19 protein-coding genes and 3 pseudogenes are annotated in these 20,740 nt (G+C 69.6%); 13 read left to right on the forward strand and 9 right to left on the reverse strand.

The genetic code is table 11. The features are described 5' to 3' along the window. Genes QBL25_RS01735 through dmpG form a run of 3 tightly spaced genes read left to right on the forward strand, consistent with a single transcriptional unit; the run spans nucleotide 1 to nucleotide 2,779 of the window. Entirely contained in the window at nucleotides 1-825 is an 825-nt protein-coding gene (locus QBL25_RS01735) for a 2-keto-4-pentenoate hydratase (protein ID WP_409055160.1), read from the forward strand. Next, nucleotides 822-1,769 carry an acetaldehyde dehydrogenase (acetylating) gene (locus tag QBL25_RS01740; RefSeq protein ID WP_409055161.1) on the forward strand — a complete coding sequence of 316 codons (948 nt, stop codon included), beginning with the start codon at nucleotides 822-824 and terminating at the stop codon, nucleotides 1,767-1,769. Before QBL25_RS01735 ends, QBL25_RS01740 begins: the two co-directional genes overlap by 4 nt. Continuing rightward, nucleotides 1,766-2,779 carry a 4-hydroxy-2-oxovalerate aldolase gene (dmpG, locus tag QBL25_RS01745; RefSeq protein ID WP_409055162.1) on the forward strand — a complete coding sequence of 338 codons (1,014 nt, stop codon included), beginning with the start codon at nucleotides 1,766-1,768 and terminating at the stop codon, nucleotides 2,777-2,779. Before QBL25_RS01740 ends, dmpG begins: the two co-directional genes overlap by 4 nt. Nucleotides 2,780-2,952: 173 nt before the next feature. Here dmpG and QBL25_RS01750 read toward each other — a convergent pair whose 3' ends face one another. Then, nucleotides 2,953-3,711, reverse strand: a complete 759-nt coding sequence (locus QBL25_RS01750) for an SDR family NAD(P)-dependent oxidoreductase (protein WP_409055163.1) — start codon at nucleotides 3,709-3,711, stop codon at nucleotides 2,953-2,955. Between the two features lie 151 nt (nucleotides 3,712-3,862). Here QBL25_RS01750 and QBL25_RS01755 point away from each other — a divergent pair, with 151 nt between their 5' ends. Further along, nucleotides 3,863-4,510, forward strand: a complete 648-nt coding sequence (locus QBL25_RS01755; protein WP_409055164.1) for a TetR/AcrR family transcriptional regulator — start codon at nucleotides 3,863-3,865, stop codon at nucleotides 4,508-4,510. Nucleotides 4,511-4,610: 100 nt separating this feature from the next. Here the strand turns inward: QBL25_RS01755 and QBL25_RS01760 are convergent. After that, nucleotides 4,611-5,063 (reverse strand): annotated as a pseudogene (locus QBL25_RS01760) (sensor histidine kinase); the annotation flags it as partial. A gap of 569 nt (nucleotides 5,064-5,632) precedes the next feature. Here QBL25_RS01760 and QBL25_RS01765 point away from each other — a divergent pair. Next, nucleotides 5,633-5,965, forward strand: a complete 333-nt coding sequence (locus QBL25_RS01765) for a hypothetical protein (RefSeq protein WP_158715226.1) — start codon at nucleotides 5,633-5,635, stop codon at nucleotides 5,963-5,965. A gap of 30 nt (nucleotides 5,966-5,995) precedes the next feature. Here QBL25_RS01765 and QBL25_RS01770 read toward each other — a convergent pair. From QBL25_RS01770 to QBL25_RS01785, 4 genes and pseudogenes are all read right to left on the reverse strand, one after another. Further along, a pseudogene (locus tag QBL25_RS01770) lies at nucleotides 5,996-6,160 on the reverse strand (IS5/IS1182 family transposase); the annotation flags it as partial. 11 nt (nucleotides 6,161-6,171) lie between these two features. Next, nucleotides 6,172-6,504, reverse strand: a complete 333-nt coding sequence (locus tag QBL25_RS01775; RefSeq protein WP_033254960.1) for a hypothetical protein — start codon at nucleotides 6,502-6,504, stop codon at nucleotides 6,172-6,174. A 414-nt stretch (nucleotides 6,505-6,918) separates the two neighbouring features. Further along, entirely contained in the window at nucleotides 6,919-7,473 is a 555-nt protein-coding gene (locus tag QBL25_RS01780) for an EF-hand domain-containing protein (protein ID WP_033254959.1), read from the reverse strand. 198 nt (nucleotides 7,474-7,671) lie between these two features. Beyond that, complete coding sequence (locus QBL25_RS01785) at nucleotides 7,672-9,660, reverse strand: hypothetical protein (RefSeq protein WP_033254958.1); 1,989 nt, start codon at nucleotides 9,658-9,660, stop codon at nucleotides 7,672-7,674. Nucleotides 9,661-10,013: 353 nt separating this feature from the next. On the opposite strand from QBL25_RS01785, the gene QBL25_RS01790 reads away from it, so the two are divergent. Then, a complete protein-coding gene (locus tag QBL25_RS01790; RefSeq protein ID WP_033254957.1) occupies nucleotides 10,014-10,571 on the forward strand; it encodes a recombinase family protein in 558 nt (185 codons plus the stop codon). A 197-nt stretch (nucleotides 10,572-10,768) separates the two neighbouring features. Continuing rightward, entirely contained in the window at nucleotides 10,769-11,275 is a 507-nt protein-coding gene (locus QBL25_RS01795; RefSeq protein WP_033254956.1) for a hypothetical protein, read from the forward strand. A gap of 232 nt (nucleotides 11,276-11,507) precedes the next feature. On the opposite strand, the gene QBL25_RS01800 is transcribed toward QBL25_RS01795, so the two are convergent. The 3 genes from QBL25_RS01800 to QBL25_RS01810 form a co-directional block, all read right to left on the reverse strand. Further along, nucleotides 11,508-14,705 carry a Tn3 family transposase gene (locus QBL25_RS01800; RefSeq protein WP_033254955.1) on the reverse strand — a complete coding sequence of 1,066 codons (3,198 nt, stop codon included), beginning with the start codon at nucleotides 14,703-14,705 and terminating at the stop codon, nucleotides 11,508-11,510. Nucleotides 14,706-14,886: 181 nt separating this feature from the next. Then, nucleotides 14,887-15,561 carry a histidine kinase gene (locus QBL25_RS01805; RefSeq protein ID WP_409055165.1) on the reverse strand — a complete coding sequence of 225 codons (675 nt, stop codon included), beginning with the start codon at nucleotides 15,559-15,561 and terminating at the stop codon, nucleotides 14,887-14,889. Beyond that, nucleotides 15,558-16,211: a response regulator gene (locus QBL25_RS01810; RefSeq protein ID WP_409055166.1), complete on the reverse strand. Its 654-nt coding sequence runs from the start codon at nucleotides 16,209-16,211 to the stop codon at nucleotides 15,558-15,560. The genes QBL25_RS01805 and QBL25_RS01810 overlap by 4 nt, the downstream gene beginning before the upstream one ends. A gap of 149 nt (nucleotides 16,212-16,360) precedes the next feature. On the opposite strand from QBL25_RS01810, the gene QBL25_RS01815 reads away from it, so the two are divergent. From QBL25_RS01815 to QBL25_RS01840, 6 genes and pseudogenes are all read left to right on the forward strand, one after another. Then, nucleotides 16,361-17,116, forward strand: a complete 756-nt coding sequence (locus QBL25_RS01815; RefSeq protein WP_409055167.1) for a BPL-N domain-containing protein — start codon at nucleotides 16,361-16,363, stop codon at nucleotides 17,114-17,116. A 289-nt stretch (nucleotides 17,117-17,405) separates the two neighbouring features. Further along, nucleotides 17,406-18,140 carry a hypothetical protein gene (locus tag QBL25_RS01820; protein WP_409055168.1) on the forward strand — a complete coding sequence of 245 codons (735 nt, stop codon included), beginning with the start codon at nucleotides 17,406-17,408 and terminating at the stop codon, nucleotides 18,138-18,140. Further along, nucleotides 18,137-18,333 (forward strand): annotated as a pseudogene (locus QBL25_RS01825) (IS5/IS1182 family transposase); the annotation flags it as partial. The gene QBL25_RS01820 and the pseudogene QBL25_RS01825, both read left to right, overlap by 4 nt. A gap of 203 nt (nucleotides 18,334-18,536) precedes the next feature. Continuing rightward, nucleotides 18,537-18,902 carry a WXG100 family type VII secretion target gene (locus tag QBL25_RS01830; protein WP_409055169.1) on the forward strand — a complete coding sequence of 122 codons (366 nt, stop codon included), beginning with the start codon at nucleotides 18,537-18,539 and terminating at the stop codon, nucleotides 18,900-18,902. A gap of 101 nt (nucleotides 18,903-19,003) precedes the next feature. Continuing rightward, complete coding sequence (locus QBL25_RS01835; protein ID WP_409055170.1) at nucleotides 19,004-19,318, forward strand: WXG100 family type VII secretion target; 315 nt, start codon at nucleotides 19,004-19,006, stop codon at nucleotides 19,316-19,318. A gap of 61 nt (nucleotides 19,319-19,379) precedes the next feature. Beyond that, nucleotides 19,380-20,726 (forward strand): EsaB/YukD family protein, encoded by a 1,347-nt coding sequence (locus QBL25_RS01840; protein WP_409055171.1) that lies wholly within the window; start codon nucleotides 19,380-19,382, stop codon nucleotides 20,724-20,726. The last annotated feature ends 14 nt before the right edge of the window (nucleotides 20,727-20,740 follow it).

The following is a 20,740-nucleotide window of genomic DNA, read 5'->3' on the forward strand; positions in this document are numbered from 1 at the left end:
ATGAACGAGTTCCCTCCCGGCGACGGCCCCGTGGCCCAGGCGGCCGATCGTCTGCTGCGTGCCGCCGCCGACCGTGTTCCCTGTCCCCCGGTGCGCGATCTGATCGGCAGCGACGACGTGAAGGCGGCCTACGCCGTCCAAGAACTGCTGACCGCGCGCCGCCTCGCGGCGGGCGCCAGCATCACCGGCCGCAAGATCGGCCTCACCTCCCCCGCCGTCCAGCGGCAACTGGGCGTGGACCAGCCCGACTTCGGGGTGCTGTTCGCGGACATGAGCGTCGCGGACGGGGCGTCCGTACCGGTCGGCGAGCTGCTCCAGCCGAAGGTCGAGGCGGAGATCGCGTTCGTCCTGGGCGCCGACCTCACCGAAGGACCGCTCGACGCGGCGCAGATCCGGGCCGCGGTGGCGCACGCCGTCCCCGCCCTGGAGATCGTGGACAGCCGGATCGCCGGCTGGGACATCACCTTCGGCGACACCGTCGCCGACAACGGCTCCTCGGCGCTGTACGTCCTTGGCACCCCGGCCAAGTCGCTCAGCGAATTCGAGCCGGTCCAGGCCGCCATGACCCTCGAACGGGGCGGGGAGACCGTCTCCACGGGTGACGGGGCGGCCTGTCTGGGCGATCCGCTGGCCGCCCTGGCCTGGCTCGCCCGCACCGCACGCGACGTCGGCGATCCGCTGCGCGCGGGCCAGGTCGTGCTGTCCGGCGCACTCGGGCCGATGGTGCCCGCCGCGGCCGGAGACGCGTTCAGCGCCGAGATCACCGGACTCGGCTCCGTCTCCGTCCGCTTCCACGCCTCCGGCGACGAAGGAGCCTCCGCATGAAGACCAAGGTTGCCGTCATCGGCTCGGGCAACATCGGCACCGACCTGATGATCAAGGTGCTCCGCCTGTCGGACACCCTGGAGATGGGCGCGATGGTCGGCATCGACCCCGCCTCCGACGGGCTCGCCCGCGCCAAGCGGCTCGGGGTCCCCGTGACCGCCGAGGGCGTCCAGGGCCTGATCGCCATGGACGGCTTCGAGGACATCAAGATCGTCTTCGATGCCACGTCCGCGAAGGCGCACCTCGCCAACGCCCACATGCTCGCCCCCTACGGCAAGCAGCTCATCGACCTCACCCCCGCCGCCATCGGGCCCATGGTGATCCCGGCGGTCAACCTCGACGCCCACGTCACCGCGGACAACGTGAACATGGTGACGTGCGGCGGCCAGGCCACCATTCCGATCGTCGCCGCGATCTCCTCGGTGGCGCCGGTCCCCTACGCGGAGATCGTCGCCTCGATCGCCTCGAAGAGCGCCGGTCCCGGCACCCGCGCCAACATCGACGAGTTCACCGAGACGACCAGCCACGCCATCGAGACGGTCGGCGGCGCCGAGCGCGGCAAGGCCGTCATCATCCTCAACCCGGCCGAGCCGCCGCTGATCATGCGCGACACCGTGCTCGCGCTCGTGGACGCGCCCGACGAGGCGGCCCACGACGCGATCCGCGCGGCCGTCGCGCGGCGGGTCGAGGAGGTGTCGGCGTACGTGCCGGGCTACCGCCTCAAGCAGCAGGTACAGATCACCCCCGTCCCCGCGGACCAGCCGGTGCACACCCTCACCCGGGCCGCGGCCACCCACCAGGTGTCCGTGTTCCTGGAGGTCGAGGGCGCAGCCCACTACCTCCCCGCCTACGCCGGGAACCTCGACATCATGACCAGCGCGGCCCTGCGGATGGCCGAGGCCATGGCCGCCCGCGCCACCGAACTTCAGGGAGCCGGCGCATGAGCACCAACAAGCTGTTCATCCAGGACGTCACCCTGCGGGACGGCATGCACGCCATCCGGCACCGCATCGAGCCCGAGCAGGTGGGCCGGATCGTGGCCGCCCTCGACGCGGCAGGCGTCGACGGCATCGAGGTGTCCCACGGCGACGGCCTCGCCGGCGGCTCGCTCAACTACGGCCCCGGCAGCCACACCGACTGGGAGTGGATCGAGGCGGCGGCCGCTCACCTCACCAACGCCCGCCTCACCACTCTCCTGCTGCCGGGCATCGGCACCATCGAGGAGCTCAAGCAGGCGTACGCGCTCGGGGTGCGCTCGGTGCGGGTCGCCACGCACTGCACCGAGGCCGATGTCTCGGCCCAGCACATCGCCACCGCCCGCGAGTTGGGCATGGACGTCTCGGGCTTCCTGATGATGAGCCACATGGCCGACGCCAAGACGCTGGCCCAGCAGGCCAAGCTCATGGAGTCCTACGGCGCCCACTGTGTCTACGTCACCGACTCCGGCGGCCGGCTGATGATGGACGGCGTACGCGAGCGGATGCGCGCCTACCGCGACGTGCTGGACCCGGCCACGGAGATCGGCATCCACGCCCACGAGAACCTCTCCCTCTCGGTGGCCAACTCCATGGTCGCGGTCGAGGAGGGCGTGACCCGCGTGGACGCCTCTCTCGCCGGTCAGGGCGCGGGCGCGGGCAACTGCCCCATCGAGCCGTTCATCGCGGTCGCCGACCTCAAGGGCTGGAAGCACGGCTGCGATCTCTTCGCGCTCCAGGACGCGGCCGAGGATCTCGTGCGCCCGCTGCAGGACCGGCCGGTCCGGGTCGACCGCGAGACGCTGACGCTCGGCTACGCCGGGGTCTACGGCTCGTTCCTGCGGCACGCGGAGACGGCGGCCGAGCGCTACGGCATCGACGTCCGCACGATCCTCGTCGAGGTCGGCAAGCGCGGGCTCGTGGGCGGCCAGGAAGACATGATCGTCGACGTGGCGCTGGGGCTCGCCCAGGCGAGCTGACATCCCGTACGGGGCAGGGCCGGGAGGGCAGTGGCTCCCGGCCCTGCCCGGCGTGAGGAGAGGCGAGCACGCAGCGGGGAGCCGTCCTGCTGGGGGCGGACGGTTGTGCGCGGCAGCTCCATCTTCTGGTTGTGCCAGGTGAGGGGCGGGACTCACGGTGCGGGCGGGGGCCCTTACAGCAGGGCGCCGCCGGACACTTCGAGGCGCTGGGCGGTGACCCATCGCAGGTCGTCGGAGGCGAGCGCGGCGATGGCGTCGCCGATCTCCTGGGGTTCGCCGACGCGGCCGAGCGCGGTCTGCGCGCTCAGGCCCTCGCGCAGCTGCGGGTCATCCCGCATGGCGCCGCCGTTGAAGTCGGTGGCGGTCGGTCCCGGCGCGATGGCGTTGACGCGGATCTTGCGCGCCCCCAGCTCCACGGCCAAGGTCCGGCCGAGGACCTCGACGGCCGCTTTGGAGGCCGAGTAGACCGAGGTGCCGGCACTGGTGTGGCGGCTGAGGGAGGAGGAGACGTTGATGATCCGCCCTCCGTCGGCCAGCAGGGGCGCAAGCGCCTGGATGAGGAAGAACGTGCCGCGCACGTTGGTGTCCATTACCGCGTCGTAGTCGTCGACCGTGACCGTTTCCAGCGGTCCGAACAGGCCTATCCCGGCATTGTTGACCAGGACATCCAGCCGGGTCGCCGCCCAGCGCTCCAACTGTGCGGTCAGGTCGGTGACGAAGTCGGAAAAGGAAGCCACGTCGCTGATGTCCAGCCGCAGCGCGGCGGCCGTGGCGCCGGTTTCCTGCACGCTCTTGACCGTCTCCTCGGCCGCCTGCGCGTCGCCGCGGTAGGTGACGACGACCCGCAGCCCGTGCCGCGCCAGCGACTGGGCCGTGGCCCGGCCCAGCCCGCGATTGCCGCCGGTCACCAGTGCGATCTTGCCTGACTCCATGAGTGCTTCTCCATGCGCGAACGGAACGACGTCGGCGGGGTCGCGCTCCCGCCGATCAGAGGCGAGTCGGGCGACTCGCCTCCCTCTCCACGTAAACATCCACACAGTGGCGAGTCAAGTGACTCGCCTCGCCATGGGTCATACTGGGCCCATGACCGCAGGACTCTCCCCACACCACCAGCAACTCGCCCGGCGCAAGCGCGAGGCGATCACCGCAGCGGCCACGCAGCTGTTCCTGGAACGGGGCTACGACGGGACCTCGCTGGCGAAGATCGCGCAGGAAGCGGCCGTCTCGAAGTCCACGCTGTTCAAGCAATTCCCCACCAAGGCAGCGCTCTTCGAAGCCATCGTCACCGAGTACTGGAAGGGCGGACCGGACCCGGCGGCGCCCGCCACGCAGCCCGGTGACCTGCGCGCCGGCCTGAGCGCGATCGGCCGCCAGTACGCCGACCTGATCGGCCGACCCGCGATGGCGGCCCTGTTCCGCATCGTCATCGCCGAACTGCCGCGCTTCCCGGAACTGGGACGCGCCCAGTTCGAGCTGGGCAAGCTGCCCTACTTCATCTCCGTCCAGCACTACCTGGAGGCCGAGCACGCCGCGGGCACTGCGGCGGTACCCGACGCGGAGAGCGCCACCAACCAGTTCCTCGGAATGATCGCCAACTACGTCCTGTGGCCGCGGATGCTGCTCGCCGACTGGAGCCCCGCACCGGCCGACGTCGACCACGCCGTCGAGGAGGCCGTCACGACGATGCTCGCCCGCTACGGCCGCAGCGCCGGCGCATCGCAGCACTCCTGAGCAAGAGGTTTTCTACCTGCCCCGGACCACGGGGGCCGGGCGGAGATCGGCAGGGGTTGGCGGGACGCGCGCGGCCCGGCTCTCTGTTCGGCAGTGGCGATCAGTCGTGGCCGTACGAGAGGCGCAGCCGGACCCGCCAGCCGTCGTCTTCGTACGGCCCTGACTCCAGGGTGCCGCCAAGGAGTTCGGCACGTTCGCGGAGGCCGACGAGTCCTTGATGTGCGCCGGGCAGCGAGAGGGCGGGGCGGACCGGGGCGCTGTTGGTGATCGTGACACCGTAGGCCGCGCCGTCGTGCCAGAGTTCGACGGTCGCGGCGGCTCCGGGGGCATGCTTGCGCACGTTGGTCAGCGCTTCCTGAACGGTGCGGTACAGGGCGCGCTGGGCCGGTGCGGGGACGCCGTCCGGGTGCGGGAGTTCGCCCGTCAAAAGGACGTCCAGGCCACTGCCGCTGACGAGACGGCGGAGGTCGGTGAGGGTGGGCTGTGGGGCCAGTTCCGCGGTGTCACCGCCGGACACGCGGAGCAGGGTCACCATGGTGCGGAGCTCATCAAGGGGTCCAGCCAAGGTGAGCCTAAAAGGGGCAGTGGGATGATCTTGGATGTGTGAGCCCACCCTTCGGGCCGAGGGCTTGGTCCTGTCCTGGGTTCTGCGGGCCTCCCCGTGAAGGGCTGCGGCTCCTGGGCGACCCCGCCACCGTTCATCTCGACGAGGACGCGGACGCCGGGGAGGAGCGGTGAACTGCCCACAGCCGACCGGGCGAGGGCGGTGTCGTTGGCTCCCCTCCGAAGCGGGTGCGCTGGAGGGACGGCCCCGCCGTGTGTGCTCTGATCGGTCACCACGGGGCAACTGCTGCTTTGTGGTCCCCTATCGCCTACCGCCGGGGTGCCGGTGCCCGGGTGGGTGTAGCCGATATTCTCGGCGCGGTAACGCTAAGTCACCGGGGCCACGTGAAGCGCCCTTCCCGCCGCATCCGTCGCAGCCCTGTCCCGGCCCGGTTTCGCCCCGACGCAACACGTGGGCAGCTTCGCTCTCTGATGCGTCACGTCCGCAGGTGTGGTGGGGGTTTGGCGGGGGAGGATCGCGAGGGGCCGGCAGGGAACCATGCCCTGAGGGGGGACGCCATGACTGATGAGACCGCACAGCGAGTCGAGGAAATCGACATGAGTTCCATCCCGGCGGGCGAGGGCGAGGCGGGGCAGACTGCTCTGCGCCCGTTCCCGGTGACTGAGGTGACGCCGGACGAGGTGGGCATGGTCAGTGTGCGGTATGTGGAGGGGACGCCTCAGCTCGTCATCACCGGCGGAACGGTCATCCCTGCTGTGCTGACCGCTGTGGACGGGTCGGGAGATGTCGTCGCGGAATACACCGCGCCGCGCCGGCTGGCCAGGAGCAGCAGTTACAGCATCCTCGAAGCGGGCATCGGCATGGCGGACTTCGAGGACACCGCGGGCTAGGGGTGTCCTCGAAGTCCGCCAGCAGGGGCATCGGATGGGTGGGCTCGGAGGCCGGGTGTTCCACCGGCAGAGAGACCATGCGCGGCGGATGTGGCAGCGCATGGTGGTGATGGTGGCGGCCAGAGCGAGGAGGAACTCGATGGCCGCTCTGCGGCGTTCGGTGCAGCGTCGGTGCGTGCCGCAGTTGTTCATCCAGGGGGCGCCTCCTAGTACACCTGGCCGATCTTCGGGTTGGGGTCGCTTCCGTCGCCCAGGGCAGGGGTCTCGTCGGGGAAGAGCGCCTTTTGCTGATCCATGTTGAAGTAGAGGCGGCCGTCCGGGCAGCGCGCCTTGTCATTGGCGAGGGGCGTGTTCCTCAGGAAGAGGTGCCCGTCGGCTGTCTTCTCGTAGAAGGTGATGCCGATGCCGAAGGGGTCGGTGTATGAGCAGGCGGGCGCCAGGCGCAGTGCCTCTTCGTACTCGGACCGGTTTCGCGCCGCTTTGAGGGCGCTGGCAGCGGCATCGCTGATGGTCGCGCCGTTGGGGAGGACGCTTGCCATGGGGGACCTCTGTTCACTCGACGTCAGGAATGATGATCATTCTCAGCGTAGGTATCGGATGCCGATCGTGTCAGCCGGAAGTCGAAAGTGATCCGGCACGTCTTCGCTCACGGTTGCCTGCCCGGGCAGCATGGGGGCGCTGAGCTGGCGGGTATGGAATCGGTCGGGTTCGGAACGACTCAGGAGCAGCGGCTGGAACGGCTGCGGGCGCAGTTGCAGGGACGGCCAGCGGTCGGGCCTGCCACAGGCCCTTGCCGGGGCTGAGGGGGCGGCGCCCGGTACGGACTCTGCTGTGAGCCGTGCCGGGCGCTGCTTTGCGCTCAAGCACAGGGGTTGGTCTGGTGGTGCGGGTGCGGCTTTCCCCGCGGTCCGGCCCGTACCTCTGTGCTGGGGGCTGTTTCGGCCGCCGGGGTGTCAGGCGGTTTGGGTAAGCGGGCCGAGGAGGAAGTTGCCGGGGGCGGTGGGGTCGGTGCTCAGGTAGAACTCGACGATGGCTGCCCGGTACTCGCCGTAGCTGATCACGCCGTTGCCGTCGCGGTCGACTCGCGCGAAGGCTTCCTGGGACAGTTCCTGCGGGACGCCGAGGGTGTCGTAGAGGCGGATGTACTCCTCGCGGTCCAGGACGTCGTCGCCGTTGGTGTCCAGGGCGTTCATCACCGCGTCGGCGATCGTCATGACCGCCGTCTCGAAGTGTTCGGGGGCGGTGACGTTGACCTCCATGGCCGTGATGAACTCCTCGCGGGAGACCTGGCCGTCGCCGTCGGTGTCGGCATGCTGGAGCAGCAGCTGCCACCACTGCTCGAAGGCGTCATGGATGGCGGTGATGTTGCCGTGGTCGTCGTCGGCTGCCGCCTGGGAGAACACCCGGGCGGTGGCTCGCAGGTCGGCCTGGGTGAGCTGGCCGTCCTGGTCCTGGTCGAACCAGTCGAAGAGCGTGCTGAACTTCTGGCTCGTCACGGCAGTCGTCATGTGCGTCGTCCTCGGATCGTGGGCTGCGCGCCCGAGTGCGGGCGGCGCTTCCCGCACGGTAGGGCCGCCTCCGGACTGGGGTCGCCGGTACGGGGCGAAACCAGCCCGGAGGGTTACGGCCGGGACGTGCGCACGACCTCGCGGGCTGCGGGTGTGCTCCCTCGGCGGGGGTGGTGCACAGCACGCAGCCCCCGGGGGTTACATGCTGCGGTAGGCGATGTGGAGGGTGTCGCCGGTGTCACCGGCCAGGGCGGCCTCCGACATGGTGGCCGCGCCGGGGACCGGCGTGTGGAAGCCGGTCCAGGTGGTGCCGTTGAGGTTATTGAGGACGACCTCTCCTTGCAGGGCGCGCACCGCGCAGTACAGGACTCCGTTTCGGACGGTCAGCGCGGGGGCGCAGTCGGTGAGGCCGCCGAGGTCCATCGGCGTCGTGGACCACGCGGTGCCGTTGTCGACGCTGACGTAGGTCTTGCCGTCCATGCCGACGGCAGCCACGTACAGATTGCCCGCGTGGGCGGCCAGGGCCGGGGCGTGGGGAGTCGTGAGGCCGGGGACGGGATGGAAGGCCGACCACGTGGTGCCCCTGAGCCAGGCCAGGTACACCTGGCCGTTGTCGTCCTTGCCGCGGATCGCGCAGTGCAGCTGCCCGCCCCGGCTGGCCAGGGCCGCACCCGCCGAGCTGGCCCCCGACAGCTGGACCGGCCGGCCCCAGTCGAAGCTGTTGGCGGAGACGTAGATCTGGCCCTGTGGGCCGCCGCTGGTCACGTACAAGGTGCCCGCGTTGACCGCCAGGGCCGGCGGGGTCCAGGTCGTGAGCCCGGGCACGAACCCGTAGCCGCCCCAGACGCCACCGCTGAACTTGCCGATATGCACGCCGCCGTTCATTCCGCGCGAGGCGACGTGGAGGTCGCCGTTGTGGACCACCATCGATGGGCCTGCGTCGGTGACATCGCGCAGCCGGACCGGGGCGCTCCACCGTCCGTTTGCCCGGGTGATCACCATGACGTCGCCGGGGTTGTCGGCCGGGGGCGGGCTGCCGATCCACTTGAGCTGCAGACGGTGGCGGCCTTCGGCGTCGCCGCCGTTGAAGACCCAGCCGGTCGAATTTGCCCCACCGCTGGTGACCAACTGGCGCAGCGCGGCCTGGCTGAAGACCAGGGTGCGTTCCTGGATCAGGTCGTCGTTGTTGCGGAACAGATCGATCAGCCAGGCCACGATGAGCGCGACGATCGCGGTGATCTGCACGTAGTCCAGGAAGTCGCCGTACTGCGGCGCCAGGTAGCCGTAGATCTCCATGACCTCAAGGAACTTCATCAGCTCCGCACTGATGGCGCGCAGCTTGTCGCGCAGCTCGTTCCGCCACTTGTCGCCGCCGTCGTCCTCCTCCCAGCAGGAGATGTTGCACACCAGGGAGGTGTTCACGCGGCCGTAGAAGACCGTGGTGTTGGCGGCGAAGTCGTGCCACTCGCCCTTGTCGACGTTGGTTCTCACCGGGGTCAGCAGCTCGGTCCGGGCCCCGAACGCACCCACCGAGCTGGTCGCCCAGTAGATTTCGTCGGACGCCGAGGCTTCGTTGGACTCGTCCTCGCAGTAGAACGAGTGCATGTCCACCCGCGCGATGAACGAGGCGTTCACACCCGGCTCCTCGGCCGGCGGCACCGTCGTCTTCGAGGCGGTCACGAACGTCGCCCCGTACCCGTAGGCGGCCTGACCCTCGATGAACTGCGCACTGTCCCAGGTCTCCTCGCCCGCAGCCGGGGCGTCCAGGTCGACGAGGTTCACATTGGCCTGCGCGAGGATCTCCTCGCGCAGCGCGGGCAGGTCCTTGACCAGATCCGCCACCGCGTATCCCTGCTCCACCGCCCGCCCGGTGAGCACCTCGGGGAACACCGCGGCCGTACTGCGCGCGGTGTTCTCCTCCCGGTACACCCGCCCGAAGTCACGGACCTCCTCCTCCGACAGCAACAGCCGCAGCGGAGCGAGCATCCGCGTTTCCAGGTCCGTCAGCTCCAGCCCGGCCTCCAGCCGGGCTGCCGCGTGCAGCATCACCCCCAGCAGCAGATGCGACCCCCGCGACGGCTGGGTGCGCTGCGCGGCCCGCGTACCCACCACCGGCGTACCCCGCAACTTCCCCCGCAGCCGCTCCAACCGTTCGGCCGGTGTGGTCCCGAAATCGACGGTCTCCATGAGCAACTCCCCAGTCTCATGCACGGTCCGGACGGATGAACGCGGCCGTGCGCATTGATCCTTCCGTCGCACCGCGCAAAGCGACAGGCCGTTTACAGCCAGTGATCTTGCCTCTGTCCGGCGCGCCGCACATGGCCCCCGCTGCCTCGCCAATGCAGGCAGCGCTGTGGTGAATCCACCTTCAAGACAGCCAGGGCAGGTGCCCGCGTTCATCTATCGACCGTTTGCCGAACGCACGCCGCTGCGCCGCCCCGCGTCCCCATTCCCCGTCGGAACCGTTCATTTTCCCGTTCATCAACCGCTAGCGTTCAGATCGCTACCTGAAGACGTTTGATGAACGGAAAGGGTGCCCCGTGGCGCTCATCGGACTGGTCCGCGTCAGCACCGACAAGCAGAAGACCCAGCGCCAGCACGACGCCCTCGGCCCGATCTGCCTCAAAGTCTTCGAGGAGAAGATCAGCGGCAAACTCGCCGTCGACGACCGGCCCGGCCTGACCGCCGCCCTGGACTACCTCCGCGACGGCGACATGCTCACCGTCCAGGAAGTCGACCGCCTCGGCCGCAACCTTCTCGAAGGGCTGATCGTCCTCAACGACCTCTTCCAGCGCGGCATTGCGGTCAAGGTGCTGGACGGCATCGCCGCTGGCGAGCACACCGAACGCTCGCTCATCCTCGACCTGGCCCTCGCCCTCGCCGAAGACCGGCGTCGCGACATCGTGAAGAAGACGAAGAACGGCCTCGACTCCGCCCGTGCCCGCGGCCGGATCGGCGGACGGCGCCCCGTCGTGGACGACGACAAACGGCGCGTGATCCTCGCCCGCCGCGCCGAAGGCCAGTCCATCCGCGAGATCGCCGCCGCCGTCAAGGTGTCCGTCGGCGTCGTACACAAGACCCTCAACCCTGCCCCGTAGCGCCCAAAATCCGCTGCCCAGCGCCAACTGGCTGTTCCACCGTCCCGGGGCCGCATTCGTAGTGCAGGCACGGCCCATGGCCCGTTCCCACCCGATGGGGTGACGGACGGTGCTGCGCGCGCCGGTCGAGCGATCGCAACGATCATCCTGAGGGCACTGGCCCCCATGGGAGGGGGCCGCGTAGACAGGAGTCCCCGATGAACCCTGCCCGGCGTGCGCTGGTCGCCGCAGCTGCCCTGATGGCCGCTCTCGGTACCGCCGTTCCCGCACAGGCCGTACCGCCGCCCAGTGACTGGCAGTCCCGGTGGTCGTTCAAACTCGATGCCGTGAACGAGGTGCGGAACGGGCCCTATGACCGTTACACCGTCTGGAGCGGGACATGCGCCGAGCCCGGCCCCTATCGCGCAACTATCCAGAAGATCGCAGGCTCGGACTCGCTGTTCCTCGGAGAGGGTCAGCTGCAGTGCAAGGCTGATCACACCTTCAGCGGAATGGAGATTTTGGTCTACGACTACTCCCGCAGCCGTGGACTCCCCAAGGGCACGCAGATCGATGTCCAAATCCTCGGGGCCGAGTCCGAGGTCGGGCCCGGCCTCGGATTCGGCAGCCTCGGGACCGAGTCCGGGCCCAAAATCCCCTGTGTGCGGGTTGAGGGAGAAGGCCCGGTCTGCCATCCTCAGCCCGCCATGAGGTTCACGATCTAGCCTCGGGAAGCCTGGCGGATCTCGCTCGCGCCCCGCTCCGGCCGTACGCGTCGGCTCCCGCAGACCCGGCGGCTTGCACCGGCCGGGGCCCGGCCTCTCGCGGCAGGCTCCCGGGCCTGCCGCGAGAAGGGTGTCCGAGAACTGCCCTCCCGCCGCCCATGACCGGCTGCAGTACCGGAGGGAGGAATCCTCGTGCTGGTTCGACGCCGAGCCCGCTCGACGTTCAGGGCCGTCATGCTGCTGTCGCCTTCTCGTCGCCGAGCACACTGAAGTCGACGTCCAAGCGGGCGTCGTAGGCGTCGGGTGTGATGCCGAGTTCGTGGGTGGAGTACTCGCCGAACCGCTTGATGTGCTCCGTCAGGTACGGGGAGACCTGCGCGAGGTCGAGCGGGTCGACCGCTCGGCCCTGGGCCTGCAGCTCACGGACGACGTCGGCGATGTCCAGGGTGTTGTGGAAGATCACCAGGTTGGCCAGCAGGGAGGTGAACTTCACGTCCTTCTCCTGCTCGGCCGGGTCGTTCGCCGCCACCGTGCCGTTCTGCCCGAAGCGCACCCAGTCCGAGAAGCCGTTGAACGCCTCGACCTTGTTGGTCGCTGCCGTCACCCGGGCCCGCAGCGGGCTGTCCGAGAGGTAGCGCAGGAGCTGGACGGTGCGGATGACCTTGCCCACCTCGCGGAAGGCGGTGTAGGTGGCGTTGCGCCGGGAGCCCGAGCGCAGGCGCCGCAGCAGCAGCACGGAGGAGATGGCCCCCTCGCGGATCGAGACGATCACCCGCATCAGGTCCCGGAAATGGGTCTCGATCAGGCGCCAGTCGATGACGTTGCGCCCCATCTCGCCGAACAGGGCGTCGATGTGCTCGTAACTCTCGGTGCGCGAGGGGCGGAAGAACAGCAGGTCCTTCCAGTTGCGGATGCGGGGCATCAGGTCGATGCCGAGCAGGTGGGCGATGGCGAAGACCGGGTAGCTCTGCCCCTGGGTGTCCGCGTGGAGGGTGGTCGGGCGGACCTCGGAAGTGTTCTTCAGCAAGCCCTCGATGATGTAGACGGCCTCCCACACCCCGCACGGCACGAAGCGCGTGAACAGCGCGATGTAGAGGTCGGAGACGTGGTGGTAGGCGATGCCGCCGACCGCCCCGTACCGGACGCTGGTCTCGGCGAGCAGGTTGTCCAGGTAGGTGTCCATGTGGGTGCCGTCGGCCGCCGCGGTGGTGCCGTTGCCCCACGCGCGGGACAGGTCGAGCTGAGCATGCCGGTCGACCACGTCGCCGATCGCCTCGTTCAGCTTCGCGGTGGTGACGTGGCGGCGGGACGCGATGGAGAGTTCGTGGCCGGAGACGCCGGCGATGTGCCGGGCGGCCTCGGCGAAGGTCATGTTCGTGCCCTTCACGAACGTCGTGATCACGTACCGGCCGAACGGGTCCCTCAGCTTGGGGTCGTTGCCGGACGCCGGCCCGAACCGGTTCCACCACTCGGTCCAGTACGCGGTGCGGGCCACGATCCCCAGCAGGGTGCGTTCGGGCATCCGCTCCTTGACGGCCTGCTCCAGCACCTGCGCACTCTTGCGGGGCTTCTCCGCCCGGCGGGCCTTGAGCCTGGGCGCCCCGCTGTCGGGGTCGATGAACAGCTCGTCGTTGTCCGGGTACTCGCCGTCCGCCGCAGCCGCCGCCGCGCTCAACCGCCCGCGCAGCTGGGCGACCAGCGCGCGGCCGTCGAACGGCACCTGGCCGTCCGGCGCGGCCAGGCCGACCTCCGCCAGGTACTCCGGCAGCTTCGCCTCCACCTGATCCCAGGGCAGCAGCTGCTCGGACCAGTCCGCGTACTCCTCCGAGCCGAGCACCGCGACGTCGCCGGTGCGGAGCTCGTCCGCGAGGTAGAAGAAGACCATCGCCTCGAAGTGGCGGCGCACGAAATGCCCGGGCCGGCGCCGGTCGCGGATCGCCTTCTGCCAGTTCTGGGTGGCGAAGGAGACGTCCACTTTGCGGCCGTCCGCGTCGAGGTCGGGGATGAAGTCGCGCACCAGCGCCCGGTGGGCCCTGGCGTGGGCAAGGGCGTCCAGCACCGAGGAGTCCTCGCTGGTGGCCCTCAGCTCGATCACGTCGGGCAGGTCGAACATCACCGGCCGGTCCGCCTTCAGGTGCCCGTGCAGCAGCACCTCCCAGTTGTCGCCGTGGTGGGCGGAGACCCGCTCGATCTGCGCGTACTGGGCGTCGAACCCGCCGAGCCCTTCCACCGCCGCGGTGAGCGAGGCGAGCCCGTTCGACTGCACCATCAGTCCTTCGGCCAGTGTCAGCAGGGCGGGCGAGACTCGGCCCTCCAGCTGGCGGACCGCCTCGGCCGCGCTCGACTCCTCGTCCAGGCCCTCCAGCGCGTCCAGCGCCCGCTGGGTCAGCGCGGCAGCCTTCGCCCGCGCGGTCTGCGCGGGCCCGCCGACGTCGACCTGCTGCAGCAGCGTGCGGTAGTTGGCGACCAGCGTCTCCACGATCTCCTGCTGCTGGCGCCGGATCTCCGCCAGCTCCTCGCGGGCCTTCTTCGCCTTGCCCGCCATCCGCTTGCAGAACATCGTCGTCAGGTCGTCGCGGGCCCGCATCCTGGCCTTCGCTGCCAGGCAGGCGATCAGCGCGACCCGGCGGCGGGCGGTGTAGTCCTTGAGCGTCGCCGCGTCCTGGGCCTCCGCCTCCCCGGCGAAGTCCGCGACCTTCCCCGTCGCCACCGACTCCAGCCACCTGGCCGTCTCGCCGAGCCCGTCGACCCACGCCAGGTGGCCCTTGAGGCGCTTGAAGTTCGACCAGGTCGCCCGCCCGGGGTTGTGCTTGAGCGCGTTGAACAGCGTCTTGCCGTCCAGGCCGACGACGTCGACCAGGCCCAGCAGCCGCGCTCGCTCGTCCTCGGTCATCCGCTCCCGGATGCCGGCCAGGATCTCCTCGTTCACCCGGGCCCGCACGGTGGAGGCCATCGCGTCCAGGGTGGAGAAGCTCGGGATCTCCAGCCCGGCCTCCACCAGCTTCTCCAGCGCGATGTTGATCAGGTCCGCGGGGTTGTTCTTCGACGCCGCCCCGATCCGCATCGTCTCCTCGGCCAGCGCCCGGGCGGCAGGCCCGTCGTAGCGCATCCCGCACCGCTGACGGACCATGCTCCGCTGGCTCTTGGCCGTCCGCTCCGAGCCGTACACCGGCAGGGTGTCCTCCGGGAGCTCCGCCGCCCGCCGCACGAACTCCATCACCTGGTCCGGCACGTCGTGCGCTTTCGGGAAACAGCCCATCCGCTGGTACGACTTCAGCGCCAACAACAGCGTCAGCTGGTGCTCATCGGAGTCCGCAGCCTCCTCCGCCCAAGCCCGCTCCTCCTCGCACGGCGTGAAGAACACATGCAGCTCACGCGCCGTGATCAACCGCTTGAACCGCGGATACGCGGTCCGCTCGATCGAAGTCATCCCCACCCCACCCGATACCCAGCCCCTGCCGGGCACGCGGTACGCACCCGCGCGAGATCATCGTGGCGTCAGCGCCGGGAGAGCATTGGAACAGCGGTACCCGGGACAGCGGCAAGCCCTGGGTGCTAGGCCCGGAACGCGGGCTCACAACTTCAAGATCATCCCACTGCCCCTTTTGAGCTCACCTTGGCTGGACCCCATCAAGGGTGTCGACGCTGAGCGTGCGGATCGTTCCGGCCGCCTCACGGGCCTCGTCGCTGGCGGCGGTGACCTGGAGGGCTCCCGCCTGGACGGCGATGAGACTCACCTGGTGCGAGACAACATCGTGCATCTCCCGCGCCAGCTGGGCCCGTTCACGGGCGAGGACGGTCTGCGCGTGCAGTTCCCGCTCGTGCTCCTTGGCCGCCTCGGTCTCCGCCAGCTGCCGCCCCAGATCCCGCCGGGCCTGGACGAGCTGGCTCAGCAGTACGGGACCGGCGGCCATCGCGAGCATGTAGACGAAGGTGACCAGGGTCCAGGTGCGCTCCTGGCCCGTGAAATCCGTCAGCGGCCAGGGAGCGGCGGTGGTGAGCGCGAAGAGGACCGCGTAAAGGGCGAGCAGCCGCCGGTCACGGGTGTGCGCGGCGAGGGTGTAGAGCGCGGCGATCGGCGCGATGAGGATGTCCTGGACCAGGCTGCCGGGCAGACAGAGCAGGAAGGCGGATCGGGGAAGACGGTGGCGCAGGGGCAACACCGCGCACGACAGAATGCCGAGGGCCAGGCCGTAGGAGCTGCTGTCCTCCAGGTTCAGCCAGAGGTCGAGCCCGGCGAAGGCGACCAGGGCGACGTCGGCGAGCGCGGTGCGGATCTTGTTCATCGCTGCGCCAGCAGTCCTGCCCGCTGCGCGAGCAGCGCCGCCTGGACGCGGCCGTCGACCCGCAGCTTCGCCAGGATCGCGCTGACGTGGTCCTTGACCGTCCCGCTGCTCAGATGGAGCCGGTCCCCGATCTCGGCGTTCGACAGCCCTTCGGCGACCAACACGAGCACGCCTTGTTCCCGCTCGGAGAGCCGCTCGACGCGCGCGGCGGCTTGGTCGGTGCCCGCGGTGCCCGGATGGCCGCTGAGGAGGGAACGGGTCGCCTTGGGCGACATGACGACGCCGCCGGAGGCAAGCATCCGCACCGCCTGCGCGAGCTGGGCCGGCTCGGTGTCCTTGAGCAGGAAGCCGGCCGCCCCGGCGTCGAGGGCGCGCAGGACGTACTCGTCGGTGTCGAAGGTGGTCAGCATGGCGACGACCGGCCGCTTCGGGGCGGGCAGCGCGCACAGTTCGCGCAAGACGGCGAGTCCGTCCACGTCCGGCATACGGATGTCCAGAAGGACGACTTCGGGCTCGTGCTTGCGGACGGCCGCGAGGGCCTGACCACCGGTGGCCGTGGCGACCACCTCGATGTCGTCGGCGGCGTTGAGGATGAGCCGGAAGCCGGAACGCACGAGCGCCTCGTCGTCGACCACCACGGTCCGGATCATGTGTGCGGTCCCCTGTATGTCGTCGCGTTCCCGGTCACCTCCCAAACCCTATGACTCGCACGCCACCCGCGGTCACCCGCCGGTCCGGGGGGTCCTTCCCGCCGACCGGCGGGTACCGGGCATGAGCCGCACAGCAGCAGGGTGGAGCCATGACCGCCAAGCGCCCCATTCGCCGCCCCCTCCCCCTCATCGCCGCCCTGGTCAGCGCCGCCCTGCTGGCTGCCGGCTGCACCCCGTCCGCGCCGGAAAAGCGCCGCCCTCTCGCAGTGATCTACGACGGCCCGCAAGGCTGCTCCGCCTGCGCGCCGGCCATCGCCAAGGTGCTGCGCGAGGCGCCGCAGCATTACCGGACCAAGTACGTCAAGGCACCTTTGCGAGCCGCCGACCTCGCCGGGGCGAAGCTGTACGTGCAGCCGGGCGGCGGCGCGGACCTGGAGCGGACCTGGAAAGAGCTGAAGGGTTCCGCCGATGTCCTTCGCACCTGGGTCAAGGAGGGCGGAAGCTTCCTGGGACTGTGCTTCGGCGCCTATCTGGCGGGCAGCGATCCGGGCTTCAACCTGCTGCCCGGTGACACGGACGGCTATGCCGACTCCGAAGGCGCCGTGGTCGACGACGACCGCGACACCATCCTGCGGGTGACATGGCGGGGCAAGCAGCGCCACATGTACTTCCAAGACGGCCCCGCCTTCCACTTCAGCGACTCGGCCGACGCCGATGTCCTGGCGACCTACCCCGGCAACGGTCTGCCCGCCGCAGCCGTCGCCCGCTACGGCAAGGGCCGCGTCGGAGTGAGCGGACCGCACCCGGAGGCCGATGCCTCCTGGTACAAGGGCGCGGGGCTGGAAAACCCCGACGGCATCCGACCTGACCTGGCGTACGACCTGATCGAGGCGACCGCTGGCTGACCCGGGCAGGGAAGGGAGGCGAGGCGAGGGGCTGCACAGACACCCGCGGCGCCGGTCGGCACCCGAACCATGAACATCTGCGAGCAGGACACCGACACCAGGCCCAGCACCGAGGACGGGAAAATCGAAGACGGCCAGACCAAACGCACATACAAATCCTCGACCATCTGCCCGCGCAGCCGAAGACGTCACTGTGTGCGATGCGCAAGCAGAGGTCGCCTTTGACGTTGGGATCTTCACGAGCGCGACGGCTGGTGTGACCGACTTCAGGGTGCGGAGCCTGGGCGGCATGATGTCGTCCGTGTTGAACAATGCAGACCTGCGTCCTGCCCGGATACCTGGTTACGACGGTGGCCCCCTCACGTACCAGGCCGGGCTCCTGGACGAGCCGCTCTTCTGGCTGGGGCACCTGTACTCGTGTATCCACAACGAGGAAGCCGAGGAACTGCTGTTCGGCGCGGACTACGATGCGGCCGGCGACTTCCAGCGGCGGCTATGGGAACAGGCCGAGTGGCCGGCATTCACGGTTCCGCTCGCTGCTGATCACCGTCTCCACGTGGTCTACCGCACTGTCACGGACGACACCGGCACCGACTACCTTCTCCATCACCCCGACTGGGACCGGGCCGAACTCCTCGCCCGGGATGACGGGCACTTCATGGGGCCGGGCCTGTCCTGGCCCGAACTCGTGGCAGCTGCGGACAACATGCTGCCCGGCGGCAGCACCACCGATCCCCACTCCCGGCTGCTGCTCCTGTTGCCTGCGTTCGGCGATGATGCCGTACCCGAGGATGCGGCTCGCCGCCTGTCGGGTGCGCTACGTGCCCGCACAAGCGTGGAAGACCCCGAGACTCTCGCCTCTGCTCTCCTGGAGGACCAAGGAGCTCCTGGTCCCGCGCGCTGGACGAAAGCCGGGCACGGCCTCTCCGTGAACGATGGCGAGTACTCCTTCCGCAACCCCACCAACCGTTTTGCCCTGTCAGTCGATCGCCTGGCCCGGGTGACCGCGGCGCTGACGCCTTGACCCCGCTCACCGGGCTGAGCCCGCGCCGTTTCAGTAAGTTGGTGACGATGCTCCGGCGTGACGGGGCAGATGCAGTGTGCAGGGGCCGGCCGTGGAGCCTGTCGCTGGAGAGACGGGGTCTGCTGGTCACTGCGTTGGCGCACGTACTTGACGAGGCGCCGGCTCTCCTGGCTCGTACGCGTCTCGAAGCGCCCTCCCGCGACCACGCCATCGCCGAGCGGTCCCAGGGCTACCGGTACTTCACGATCCCGCACCCGCCGGCCCGCGAAACCCCTGACTCCAGGCGAACTCACCTGCGTTGTGTCCAAAACCTGTTCAGATGCTGCTCACCCGTCCTGACCCCGCCCACAGCGGTGTTTGACTACGGATCAACGGCGAGAAGGGTGGATCCCACTTATGGCTGATGAGCCTTCCGTAAGCATCGGCGGTGTGACGTACCGGGTGACACCGGAGTATCTGGCCAACGCCTCGAGCAACACGGCCACGACGGCCACGGAGATCGCCGGGCAGCTGGGGGAACTGAAGACCTATGTCACCAGCCTGGAGGCCAGCTGGCAGGGCATCGCCCACAACCAGTTCCAGACCCTGATGGCGGAGTACGACATCTACGCGCGGATGCTCAATGACGCCCTGGAGGGCATCTCCAAGGGGCTCCAGGGCAACTACGTCAACTACAAGGACACCGAGCAGCAGAACCTGAACAACCTCGCCGCGTTGGGCGAGGACGTTCCGAAGGCGCCTTCCGGCACGAACTTCAACTGACGGCACGCTGATTCATCCGCGCGCCCAGGCGGTTCATCCGTGCCTTCAAGCGGTTCATCCGCGTGTTCATTTGCTGGACCGGCCCATTCGAGGAGCGTTTCATGGCCAACATCGACGGCACGCCGATCTACGTCGGCGAGGGGCTCGCGGCCGCAGGCAGCACACTCAACGGCAGAGCCGGAGAGATCTCCGGTGAACTGCAGGCGCTGAAGACCCAGTTGGCGCCGCTGGTGGACGCCTGGCGGGAGAGCCAAGCCTCCATCTACTACCAGGACATGCAGAACGAATGGGACCTGGCGGCCGACGGCTTGTTCGGGCCGGAGGGTGTGCTCGGCCGGATCGCCGCAGCCATGCACGTGAACTGGAACAACTACAGCGACGCCGAGTGGTCCAACATCTCCACCTGGCGGCAGTAGACCACCGCACTTCCAGCCCGCCATCGTGCGCTCGGCTGTTTGACACGAAGGATAGACATCCGTGCCCGATGAACGCTGCCGGGTCACCGTGGTCGGCGACCGCAGGCGTGTCGACCTGGCGCTCCCCGCCCAGGCCCCGATCGCCGAATACGTTCCGCGTCTCGCCACCCTGTGCGGCCAGCCCGAGTCCGAGAGCATGCCCCCGGTCTGGACACTCGCCCCGTCGGGCGGCTCCTCCATGGCCCCCGGCGACTCCCTTGCGGGGGCCGGCATCGTGGACGGTGCCACCCTGTACCTGCGCGACCACCGGGCCGCGGAGCTGAGCGAGCTGACCGTCACCGACCTGGACGAACAGGTCGCGAACGCCCAGGACGACGGCGGCCTGTGGAGCGCCCGGCGTCGCGCCCAGTGCGTTCTGGGCGCCGGACTGCTGGTCATGACGGCCTCCGCAGGCTGGCTCAGCGCACACCGGACAGCGGGCCTGGCCGTGCTGTTCTTCGGTCTCGCCGCGCTGTGCTCGGCGCTGCTCGCCTGGTACTCCGAACGCAAGAACTGGCCGCTGCCGCGCGCGGTGCGCCAACTCCTCGCGCTGGCCGCCTGCCCCCTGCTGGCCTGTGCCGGCCTGGGGGCACCCATCCATGGCCCGGTGGCCACGCCGCTGCTGGTCGCGGGCACCGCGGTGATCGGCGCGCTGGCCGGAGTGGTCGCGCTGGCGGCTCCTGCCACCGTGGTGCTCCAGATGCTGACGCTGGTGGCCGCGGTGTTCGTGGCACCGCTGACCGTGCTGGACACGAGTCTGATCAGCTCGGCGGCCGTGGTGGCCCTGGTGCTGTTCTCACTGACCGGGCTGCTGCCCCGGATCGCCAGTCAGATCGCGGTGCTCGTGCCCGACGGCCCGGATACCAGCGCCCCCGCCTTGGACAGCGGGGATGTCGCCGCCGTCGTCCGCCGGGGCAACGGGCTGCTCACCTTCCTCAGTGTCGTGTCCGCGACCGTCCTCTCGGCCGCCTTGATCACTCTGACGACGTCCCGGGGCGTGTACGCCCTTCTCCTGGTGGCCTGCGTCAGCGTCGGGCTGCTGCTCCAGGCCGGTACGGTGCGCGTGCTGTCCAGTGTGCTGCCGCAGCTGGCCGCCGGAGTGCTGGGGCTGCTCGCCTTGGCGGTAAGGGTGCCCGAGTACGTCTTTGATTCGCGTACGGCGGGACCGCTGACCGGTTTCGCCGTGGGCGTGGTCCTGGTCGCGTGCGGGCTGTTCCTGGCCTTTGGAGCAGCCCTGCGCCCCATCGAGCCGGAGCGCCCCAGTTGGCCCGGGGCCCTGGTCACTTTCCTCGTCGTGGCCGCCCTGCCGCTGGCCGCCGGAGTCCTGGGCCTCTTCGGCTGGCTGGCCAACCTGGGCGGCGGTCTGTGACCGCGTGGCCGAGG

Source organism: Streptomyces sp. SYP-A7185, assembly GCF_046103685.1.
Lineage (GTDB): Bacteria > Actinomycetota > Actinomycetes > Streptomycetales > Streptomycetaceae > Streptomyces.